9 protein-coding genes, 1 tRNA gene and 1 riboswitch are annotated in these 10419 nt (G+C 59.5%); of the genes, 4 read left to right on the plus strand and 6 right to left on the minus strand.

Translation table 11 applies throughout. The features are described 5' to 3' along the window. Positions 1–552: 552 nt before the first annotated feature. From ACT67G_RS02640 to polA, 5 genes are all read right to left on the minus strand, one after another. Positions 553–628, minus strand: a tRNA-Thr gene (locus ACT67G_RS02640). A 709-nt stretch (positions 629–1337) separates the two neighbouring features. Next, positions 1338–2351, minus strand: a complete 1014-nt coding sequence (gene tsaD / locus ACT67G_RS02645) for a tRNA (adenosine(37)-N6)-threonylcarbamoyltransferase complex transferase subunit TsaD (RefSeq protein ID WP_443662902.1) — start codon at positions 2349–2351, stop codon at positions 1338–1340. Positions 2352–2370: 19 nt separating this feature from the next. Continuing rightward, positions 2371–2964 (minus strand): GNAT family N-acetyltransferase, encoded by a 594-nt coding sequence (locus ACT67G_RS02650; protein WP_326216151.1) that lies wholly within the window; start codon positions 2962–2964, stop codon positions 2371–2373. After that, a complete protein-coding gene (gene rimI, locus ACT67G_RS02655) occupies positions 2918–3421 on the minus strand; it encodes a ribosomal protein S18-alanine N-acetyltransferase (protein WP_325246176.1) in 504 nt (167 codons plus the stop codon). The genes ACT67G_RS02650 and rimI overlap by 47 nt, the downstream gene beginning before the upstream one ends. A 55-nt stretch (positions 3422–3476) precedes the next feature. Further along, on the minus strand, positions 3477–6134 hold the full coding sequence (gene polA, locus ACT67G_RS02660; protein WP_443662903.1) for a DNA polymerase I: 2658 nt from the start codon (positions 6132–6134) through the stop codon (positions 3477–3479). 135 nt (positions 6135–6269) lie between these two features. Between polA and ACT67G_RS02665 the strand changes: the two genes are divergently transcribed. Then, complete coding sequence (locus tag ACT67G_RS02665; protein WP_326216154.1) at positions 6270–6656, plus strand: hypothetical protein; 387 nt, start codon at positions 6270–6272, stop codon at positions 6654–6656. Positions 6657–6714: 58 nt separating this feature from the next. Here ACT67G_RS02665 and ACT67G_RS02670 read toward each other — a convergent pair whose 3' ends face one another. Continuing rightward, positions 6715–7251, minus strand: a complete 537-nt coding sequence (locus ACT67G_RS02670) for a phosphatase PAP2 family protein (protein WP_325247851.1) — start codon at positions 7249–7251, stop codon at positions 6715–6717. 170 nt (positions 7252–7421) lie between these two features. Next, positions 7422–7593: riboswitch (Lysine riboswitch) on the plus strand. 144 nt (positions 7594–7737) lie between these two features. Here ACT67G_RS02670 and ACT67G_RS02675 point away from each other — a divergent pair. The 3 genes from ACT67G_RS02675 to ACT67G_RS02685 all read left to right on the plus strand — a co-directional run bounded on the left by ACT67G_RS02675 (position 7738) and on the right by ACT67G_RS02685 (position 10388). Next, a complete protein-coding gene (locus ACT67G_RS02675; protein ID WP_443662904.1) occupies positions 7738–8661 on the plus strand; it encodes a transporter substrate-binding domain-containing protein in 924 nt (307 codons plus the stop codon). A gap of 94 nt (positions 8662–8755) precedes the next feature. Continuing rightward, entirely contained in the window at positions 8756–9646 is an 891-nt protein-coding gene (locus tag ACT67G_RS02680; RefSeq protein WP_443662905.1) for an amino acid ABC transporter permease, read from the plus strand. 1 nt (position 9647) lies between these two features. Beyond that, positions 9648–10388 carry an amino acid ABC transporter ATP-binding protein gene (locus ACT67G_RS02685; protein ID WP_325247854.1) on the plus strand — a complete coding sequence of 247 codons (741 nt, stop codon included), beginning with the start codon at positions 9648–9650 and terminating at the stop codon, positions 10386–10388. The last annotated feature ends 31 nt before the right edge of the window (positions 10389–10419 follow it).

Consider the following 10419-nt stretch of genomic DNA (forward strand, 5'->3'; position numbering starts at 1 on the left):
TGCCGGCAACCGATTGAAATTGTTCCCCAAGTCCAGGATAAATTTAATTTTCCGCAGGTGCAGCATACCTTCGGGTGACTTCCCTGTGGCAATCTCACGATCGTCCTCATGAAGCAAAAGCTTTGCCAACTCCTGCTAACAGCCGTCACCTGCGGCGTGCAGGGATTCTCTCCAAGGTGCTTGAGTTCCTCTGATTTGAATTTCTTTCTCATGCCCACTCTGACCCTCCAGAACGGCGTGAACATTAAACCGTCTCCGCCATGTTGGCCACTACGGCGCTGGGTTCACCCGGCCGGCCTACACTCACACCACCCGGCAGAAGCAGGACGAGGCGGCTCAGACCATAGGCGACCTCATGGCGCAGGTGCGGTAAGGACAGCCAGAAACAAACAGCACAGCGCACCGGTTGGGAAGCCGAACTTCCCTGCCGGTGCGCTGCGTTTTTTTGCGCGGTGTGGGTCACGGTGTGGGTCTAGGCCTAGCTGCCCTCTCAAAACGAGAACTTCTTACATAGCAAAACGCCCCGAAAACAATCGTTTTCGGGGCGTTTCGTGGAGCTAGTGGGGTGACTCGAACACCTGACCTGCTGATTACGAATCAGCTGCTCTACCGACTGAGCTACACTAGCAAATCAATTTTTGAAAGAACGAAAAAGGTTGTCAGAAGTATCAAAATCCGCCGCTTACACACTCGAGCGAAAGTGATTTTAGCACACTTTCCCAGGAACGTCAACACCTTTTTCAGGAGTCTTTCCGAATATGCGCCACCGCCCGTATAATACAGTACGTATTTTTGAAGGAAGTCCTGCATTTTTTGTTTGACTCTTTTGTCGAAAATCTGGGAATGTTGGCGCGTCAAGCAGAAAATATGGCGATTTTATCTCGGATTTTTTTCTCTTCCCCACAAGAATTTTCGCTATGTTTTTCCTGGGTTTTCCAGTTTTCGTCTTTTGCAAGCTTTTTTTGATATTAACATAAAATAAAGTGCAACCTATTTCTACAAAAAGTTATTCACATTTTCCACACGCTTTTCCACATTCATTTTTCCCTTATATATCAGTTATTTTATTACTATTTTCCATTTAATGTAAAACCTGCAAACTGACTTTTTCACCATGTAATATTTTGATTTTAATTTACATAATTTTTTATCTGCATTTTAATTTCTCCCTTTTCTCAAAAATTATTTTGAAAATCCACATTTTTTGCAAATGAAACCCTGACGCCGTCAAAAAAGCAAGCTTAAACGCTTTACATGCAATCTCATCTGTTTTTCAAATATGCAAAAATGCAAGGGGAGCGGCGCTTAAAGCGCTGCTCCCCTTGTCCGTTTTCTCCTCACGCCCCCTGAGAGATGTCCCGGGTAGCGTAAGCATTGAGTTCCATCCCCGCTGTGTGCCCGGCCAGATACTCGTAATACCCCTGGGCACCGATCATGGCGCCGTTGTCCCCGCACAGCTTCAGCGGCGGCAGATACAGCCGGCACCCCTCCCGGCGGCAGGCTGCCTCCAGGTCGCCACGGATGATACTGTTGGCCGCTACGCCGCCGGCAGCTACGATCACCTTGCGTCCCGCCTGACGGGCCGCCGCCATGGCACGGGGCACCAAGGCATCGCTGACCGCCTGGGCAAAGTCCCGGGCCAGGGCTGCCCGATCCAGCTCCTGGCCTACCTGCTGGGCATGGTGAGCCAGGTTCACCACCGCGGTTTTCAACCCGGAAAAACTCATATCCAGCTCCGCACCGTCCACATGGACATGAGGCAGCTGGTACACGCCGCCCTTGGAGCCCTGCGCCAAATCGTCCATAGGCTTTCCGCCGGGATAGGGCAGCTCCAACACCCGGGCAGCCTTGTCAAAGCACTCGCCGGCAGCGTCGTCCCGGGTTGCCCCCAGGATGTGCATATCCGTGTAATCCGCCACATCCACCAGCAGCGTATTGCCGCCGGAGATGGCCAGAGCCAGGAAGGGCGGTTCCAGCTCCGGGAAGGCCAGGTAATTGGCGGCGATATGGCCTCGGACATGGTGCACCGGGATCAACGGCACTCCCAGCCCGTATGCCATAGACTTGGCGAAGCTCAGCCCCACCAGCACCGCGCCGATCAGCCCTGGGGCATAGGTGACTGCCACAGCGTCGATATCCTGCCGGGTGCAGTTTGCCTGGGCCAGAGCCTGCTCCGTCAGGGCGGCGATGACCTCCACGTGCTTGCGGGAGGCGATCTCCGGCACCACGCCGCCGTAAAGGGCGTGCATATCCGCCTGGGAGGCCACCATATCCGAGAGCTCTCTGCGGCCGTCCTCCACCACCGCCACGGCAGTCTCGTCACAGGAGGACTCAAATGCAAGGATCTTCATTGGGTCTATTCCCTCTCTTTCATTCGTTCCAGGCCACTTTGGGCAGCGGCTTGGCGCCGGGCGCCCGGGGGATGCGCACATACCGGGCGTATTTGTCCGGGGAGAATCGCTTCAAATAGATATCCCGGTGGGCCTCCATGAGCCGCTGATCCGCCATGGGCTGCTCCGCCCAATACAGTGTCTTGTAGGGCACGCCGAACATCTCCGTATCGTACCCGGCCAGCCGGGCGTGGTTGCGGGCATAAAATCCCAGCCGCCGCCGGGCCATGTCGGGGTCCGGTGCGTATTCCGGCATCTCACTCTCCCCCAGGATCACCATACCCGGCTCCGCCTCCAGCATCTTCCCGATCAGCAGCGCCCCCACGCCCCCATTGCGGCAGCGGGGGGAAACGCACAGATAATCCAGCAACGCCCAGCCCGGGTCTCCCAGCCACAAAAAGCACTCTCCCACGATCTCCGATCCGTCAAAGAGGCACCAGGGCCGGTAATACCCGTCCTCCAGCATCCGGCGGATGATCCGCAGGGGCTTCAATTCCGCCGCCGGGAAAGAAACTTTCAGATGGGCGTCATACACCGTCTCCAGCTGTTCCGGCGTCGGCAGCTTCAGCTCCATAGTCAAACTCCTTCGTCATGATGATGGCATCCTCCTTGGGATGCTCATAGTAATTCTTCCGGCGGCCCACACTGCGAAAGCCCAGCCCGCCGTAAAGGGCGATGGCACCGTAATTGGATGCCCGCACCTCCAACGTCAAAAAGGCCAGGTGATTGCCTTTGGCGAAGTTCAAAAACACCGCCAGCAGCTGCCCTGCCACTCCCTGACGACGATACTCCGGCTGCACCGCCACATTGGTGATATAACCCTCGTCCAAAATCACCTGCAAGCCGGCATAGCCCGCCACGTGGCCCCCGTCGTCTAGAGCCACCAGGAAGGCGGAGCAGGCGTTGTCCAGCTCCTCTGCCAGCATGTTCCGGGACCAGGGGGTGGAAAAACAGACCTGCTCCAGCTCTGCAATCTCGTCCAGATGGTCGGCATTCATGGGCACGATACGCACATGCATTTGTTCTCTCATCGTTTTCTCCTCTCCGCCCGCAGGCGGCAACTTGGATTTTGTTCCGCTTCCCGACTCAATCCTTGGCTTCCAGCCAGTTTTTGCCCCAGTGGGCTTCCGCTGTCAGGGGCACAGAAAGGGTCACCACCCGCTCCATCTCCTCGGCCAGGATCCGGGCCACCTCCGGGGCATCCGCCTCCGGGCACTCCACGATCAGTTCGTCGTGAACCTGGAGCACCAGCCGGGCCTGGGGCAGGTCATCTTTCAGCCGCCGCCACACGGCGATCATAGCCAGCTTCATGATGTCCGCTGCCGTGCCCTGGATGGGCATATTCAGCGCCACCCGCTCACCGAAGGCGCGCAGGTTGCGGTTGGAGGAGGTGAGCTCCGGCAGATCCCGCCGCCGGTGGAACAGTGTCTCCACAAAGCCTGTCTCCCGGGCCTTTTCCACCACGGCGTCCATATACTTCCGCACACCAGGGAAGGTGGCAAAATACGCCTCCATATATGCCTTGGCCTCCGCCACCGTGGAGCCGATGTCCTGGCTCAGGGAAAAGGCGGAGATGCCGTAGACGATGCCGAAGTTCACCGCCTTGGCCCGGCGGCGCATCTCATGGGTCACGTCCTGGGGCGCCACATGGAACACCTTGGCCGCCGTCTCGGCGTGAAAGTCCCCGCCGGAGAGGAAAGCCTCCCGCATCCCCTCATCGCCGGAGATGTGGGCCAGGAGCCGCAGCTCGATCTGGGAGTAGTCCGCATCCACCAGCACACACCCATCGGCGGGAATGAACATCTTGCGGATCTCACTGCCCAGGTCCGTGCGGGTGGGAATGTTCTGGAGATTGGGCTCCGTGGAGCTCAGGCGGCCGGTGGCGGTCACCGTCATCTGGAAAGAGGTACGCACCCTGCCGTCGCTGTCCATGGCCTTGAGCAAACCGTCGGCATAGGTGGACTTGAGCTTGGTAAGCTGGCGGTACTCCAGCACCGCCCCCACGATAGGGGCCTCATAACGGAGCTTTTCCAGCGCGTCGGCATTGGTGGACCAGCCGGTCTTCGTCTTCTTGCCGTGGGGCAGGCCCAGCTTGTCAAAGAGGATTCCCCCCAGCTGCTTGGGGGAGTTGATGTTGAACTCCTCCCCCGCCATATCATAGATCCGCTGCTGAATCTCCCCGGCCCGGGCGGAGAGCAGCTCTCCAAAGGTGGCCAGAGCCCGGGCATCCACCCGGCAGCCGGCCAGCTCCATCTCCGCCAGTACCCGGCAAAGAGGCATCTCCACCGTTTGGAGCAGATCCCACAGATCCTTCTCCCGGAGCTTGGGGACCAGTGTTTCGTACAGGGCGTCCACCGCCGCGGCGTATCGATCGAAGCTGGCCTGGGCCGCCGCCGGGTCTCCCAGCAGGGAGAAGGCGTCCTTTTCCAGATGGAGAGGCTTGGGCAGCTCCTCATTGTAATAAGTCACAAAGAGGCGCGCCAAGTCGTAGCTTCCCGCCGTTGCGTCCAGCAGGTAGGCCGCCAGGGCTGTGTCAAAGATGAAGCCCTCAGCAGGGAGTCCATTTTCCAGCAACGTGCGCATGAGGTCTTTGACGTTGTGGGAGACCTTTTTGATATCGGCGGAGAACAACGCCCGCAAAAGGCCATTCCAATCCCCCTGATACTGGTCGAAGAACAGCTCCGCCGTCAGGGCAGTCGTCTCCCCGGTCCCGCACACCACCGACACGCCGGTGAGGTCCGGCAGGGCCAGCAGGGCCACGTGATCCGCTTTCCGCCACAGGGAGAGCAGTTGCTCCGCCTGCTGCGGCTCCGTCACCTGCTCTACTGTCACGGTAAAGTCCGCGGCTTTTTTCTCCGCCGCCTGGGCAGCCGGTTCCGCTGTAAGGCCGAAGCGCTCGATGAGCTTGGTGAACTCCAGGCGCAAAAAGAGGGGGTACGCCGCCGGGCCGGGGTCACGCACCAGATTGTCCTCCGGGCGGAACTCCAGCGGCGCGTCGGTGGCAATGGTGGCCAGCCAATAGGAATGGCGGGCGCTCTCCTCCCCAGCGGCCAGTTTTCGGATGGCGGCGGGCTTTGCCTCGATGTCCGGCATCTTCTCGTAGAGGGTCTCGATGCTGCCATACTTCTGGATGAGATCCATGGCGGTCTTCTCTCCCACACCGGGGACGCCGGGGATGTTGTCGGAGGCGTCCCCCATGAGGGCCTTGAGGTCGATCATGTGGATGGGATCGAAGCCGTATTGTTCCCGGAAGGCCGCCGGAGTCATGTCCTTGGTAGTGGTCTGGCCCATGCGGGTTGACACCAGCTTCACCTTGGTCTTGTCGGTGATGAGCTGCAGGGAGTCCTTGTCCCCCGTCACCACCACGCACTCCCAGTCCGATGCCTCACACTTGCGGGAAATGGTGCCAAGCAAATCGTCCGCCTCCCATCCCTCCAGCTCATAGCGGGGGATGTTCAGGGCGTCCAGGACTTCCTTGAGCACCGGCATCTGCATGCGCAGCTCCTCCGGCATGGGCTTGCGGGTGGCCTTGTACGCCTCGTCCGCCGTGTGGCGGAAGGTGGGGGCGTGGACATCGAAGGTGACGCACACCGCGTCGGGCTTCTCCTCCTCCCGCAGCCGCAGCAGCGTGGTGAGAAAGCCGAACACGGCGTGGGTATAGAGCCCGTCCCGGGTGGTAAGGGGGCGGATGCCGTAATAGGCCCGGTTGATGATGCTGTTGCCGTCAATGGCCATGAGCTTCATGGGATTGCCTCCTGGAATGAATTCACAGATTAAAATAGTATACCCCAAGTTTTGCCTTTGCGCAAGGCGGGCCTTGACGGCGGCGGGATTTCTGATAAACTGAATCCATACATTTTCCCACAAAAGGAGACTCCCATGAAAGATCCCCACACCCTGCTTTTGAAAATCACCCGGATTTTGGAACTGGTGCTGGCCGCCGCCATTCTGGTGGTCATCGTGGCCGGCGCCGTCATGCTGTTCTATCAGACTGCCGCGGACCTCACCGCCGTGCCGGAGAGTTTCTCCGTGGGAGATTTCCTCTCGGGAGCGCTGCTGCTGGTGATGGGACTGGAGTTTGTGAAGATGCTGGCTCTCCACACCGCCGCCTCTGTCATCGACGTGCTGCTCTTCACCATCGCCCGGCAGATGATCGTCACCCACGGCAGCTCCCTGGATACCCTCCTGGGGGTAGGCGCCGTGGCGGGGATCTTCGCCATCCGCAAGTTCCTCCACCCCGGCGAGGAGGACGGCACCCAGCACTGATTTTTCCCAAAAACAGCGCACCAGCCGCGGACGGCATTGCGTCCGCGGCTGGTGTTTTTTAGGGAAGGCGTCCCGTCCGGTGGTAAAGGACTTTCACCAGATACGCGCCGGCATACCCCAGAGCTGCGCCCAGCAGCGCTCCGCAGAGCACGTCGCTGGGCCAGTGGACATACAGGTACAGCCGGGAAAAGGCGATGACCACCGCAACTGCCAGGGCGGGCTTCCACAGCCGGGAGCCGCTGGCCTTGAGAGCGAATACCGCCGCAAAAGAGGCCGCCGTGTGTCCTGAGGGGAAAGAGGCATCCAGAGGAGGGGCCGTCAACAGTTCCACGGCGGTATTCACCGCAAAGGGCCGGATGCGGCCCACCAGGGGCTTGAGGATCAGATTGCAGCAGATGAGGTCCAACACCAGGGCGCATCCCACGCTCCAGCCCTGGCGGCGGGTCTTGCGGAAGAGCACCAGCACCACCGCCAGCAAAATCCATAGCTCTCCGTGGTTGCAGGTCCAGCTGACGGCAGGCAGCACCGCATCCAGAAAGCCGCAGCGAAGATGGGCCTGGATAGCGTCCAGAATGGCCAGTTCAAAATTCTGCACGAAAAACTTCCTTTCTTTCAGCGTCTGGCTCTACACTACCATGCCCTTCCCACAGACGCAACGTCTTTTTTTCCGGTTTTTCCCGACAGGATGCACAAAATTTCCAATATTTCCAATTCTGCCCGTTGACAGCGCTCCTTCCTGGTGGTATGATGCCCTCAAAATTGAATCGCTTAGATAGAGGCGCGAGGTTCATCAGTACCCTCCGGCAAGGCCAGGCAGCCGCCGGGCGGGAAAGGGGACATCGCCGAAGTGTTTTGGAGCTGCCTGGCTCCGGGGCGCTGGGCCGTCGGGAAATACCCGCCGGACTGTCACAAGACTTTGTGAAGCGCTATCAATGGCTGTCGGAATCCTTGCGTCATTCCGCCTTTTCCATGGACCGCTTGACAAAGCGGTTCATTTTTTGTTCTCCGGCCCCAGCGGCGGACGGCGGGAGAACCGGTTTTTTCACGCCGCAACAATCAATTTTTTGGAAAGGTGACGAAGATGAGAAGATTTGTAACTTTGCTGCTGGCCCTGTGCATGGCCCTGTCCCTGACCGCCTGCGGCGGCAGCGACACCACCGAGACCACCACCGACGAGGAGACCACCCAGACTGAGGGTACCGAGGCGCAGACCGATACCAGCGACATCCCCGGCCTGGAGGACGGCGTATTCACCGTGGGTATGGAGTGTGCCTATGCTCCCTACAACTGGACCCAGATGGATGATTCCAACGGCGCTGTGCCCATCTCCAACGTGCCCGGCGCCTATGCCAACGGCTATGACGTCATGATCGCTCAGAAGATCTGCGACGCCTACGGCTGGGAGCTGGAGGTCGTCTCCAGTGCATGGGATTCCCTGACTCCCGCTGTCCAGGCCGGCACCATGGACGCCAACATCGCCGGCCAGTCCATGACTGCTGACCGTATGGCCGAGGTGGACATGGCAGGCCCCTACTACTACGCCACCATCGTGTGCGTGACCACCAAGGACAGCCCCTATGCCTCCGCTACCTCCATTGCAGATCTGGCCGGCGGTACCTGCACCGCCCAGTCCGGCACCATCTGGTATGACTCCTGCCTGCCCCAGATTGAAAACGCCAACCTGCTGGCTCCCGCCGAGACTGCTCCTGCCATGATCATGCAGCTGCAGACCGGCACCGTAGACTTCATCTGCACCGACATGCCCACCGCCATGGGCGCTGTGGCCAAGGACGACAGCCTGGTGATCCTGAACTTCTCCGGCACTGACGGCGACTTCCAGTTTGCCACCGAGGAGGAGCGGGCCGAGAACGTGAACATCGGCATCTCCGTCCAGAAGGGCAACACCGCCCTCAAGGACGCCATCGACGCCGTCCTCTCCACCATGACCGAGGATGACTTCAACACCCTGATGGACGAGGCCATCGCCGTCCAGCCTGAGGTCTAAGTTCCCGGCAGACCTGTAATTTTACACACGTGCCTCCAGCCCTGAACGGGGCTGGAGGCTGCCGTGTCTTTAACGAAAGGAGCGAATCCCCTCCATGGAAAAGCTGTTGGAGCTGGGTCAGGACATCGTCGTACTCTGGACCAAGTACTCTCCCATGTACTGGAACGGCATCAAAAACACCATCATCCTGGCCGTTGTCGCCACGGTGATCGGCTGCATCATCGGCCTGGTGTGCGGCATCCTCAACACAATCCCCTACGCCAAGAATGATCCTCCCGTCAAGCGCTTCTTTTTGAAGCTGGTGCGGGTGATCGTACGGATCTATGTGGAGGTCTTCCGGGGCACCCCCATGGTGCTCCAGGCCGTGTTCATTTACTACGGCCTGCCCTATTTCACCGACGGACAGGTGGCCTTCTCCGGCAACAGCGGCATCTGGCTGGCCTCCATCATCGTGGTGTCCATCAACACCGGCGCCTACATGGCCGAATCCGTCCGGGGCGGCATCATCTCCATTGACCCGGGCCAGACGGAGGGCGCCAAGGCCATCGGCATGACACACGTGCAGACCATGACCTCCGTTATTCTGCCCCAGGCCATCCGCAATATCATTCCCCAGATCGGCAACAACTTCATTATCAACATCAAGGACTCCTCCGTCATGTTCATCATCTCCTTTACGGAGTTCTTCGCCGCCCACCGCTATATCGTGGGTGTCAACAACATGTACTTTCCCTCCGCGGCCATCGAAATGGTGGGCTATCTCACCATGACCCTCATCGCCTCCTTCGCCCTGCGGTGGATCGAAAAGCTGCTGGATGGCTCCGACAGCTACGAACTGGTGCAGACGGATTCCCTGACCATGACCGCCGGGACTTACAGCCATCCGGACCGGGGCACCCCCTTCGACGAGCACAGCAAGGAGTACCGGGAGCGCACCAAGCAGGCCCTGAAAAACCGCAACGGCAGCACGAGAGGAGATCGCTGATATGGGTGAACTGATTTTAGAGGTCCGGCACCTCTCCAAGGCGTTCGGCACCAACCAGGTACTACGGGATATCGACTTCACTGTGGACAAGGGAGATGTCATCTCCATCATCGGAGCCTCCGGCTCCGGCAAATCCACCCTGCTGCGGTGCATCAACCTGCTGGAAACCCCCACCTCCGGGGAGATCCTCTACCACGGCCAGGACGTGGCCGGCCGGGGCGTCAATGCCGCCAACTACCGCTCCCATGTGGGCATGGTGTTCCAGTCCTTTAACCTCTTCAACAACATGACCGTGCTGGAAAACTGCATGGTGGGCCAGGTGAAGGTTCTCAAAAAGAACCGGGAGGACGCCCGCAAGAGTGCCATGAACTATCTGGAAAAGGTGGGCATGGCTCCCTATATCAACGCCAAGCCCCGGCAGATCTCCGGCGGCCAGAAGCAGCGGGTGGCCATCGCCCGGGCCCTGGCCATGGATCCGGAAGTGCTGCTCTTTGACGAGCCCACCTCCGCTCTGGATCCGGAGATGGTGGGTGAAGTCCTCACCGTCATGCAGGCCCTGGCCAATGAGGGCATGACCATGCTGGTGGTGACCCACGAGATGGCCTTCGCCCGGGACGTCTCCACCCATGTGGTGTACATGAACCAGGGCGTCATCTGCGAGGAAGGCGCTCCCGCCGAGGTCTTCGGCAACCCCCAGCGCCAAGAGACGAAAGACTTCCTCTCCCGGTTCCGCCAGAGCTGAGCCACGAATCTTCATGCAAAGTCCCCCGGCA

This window comes from Dysosmobacter sp., from assembly GCF_052306735.1.
GTDB lineage: Bacteria > Bacillota > Clostridia > Oscillospirales > Oscillospiraceae > Oscillibacter.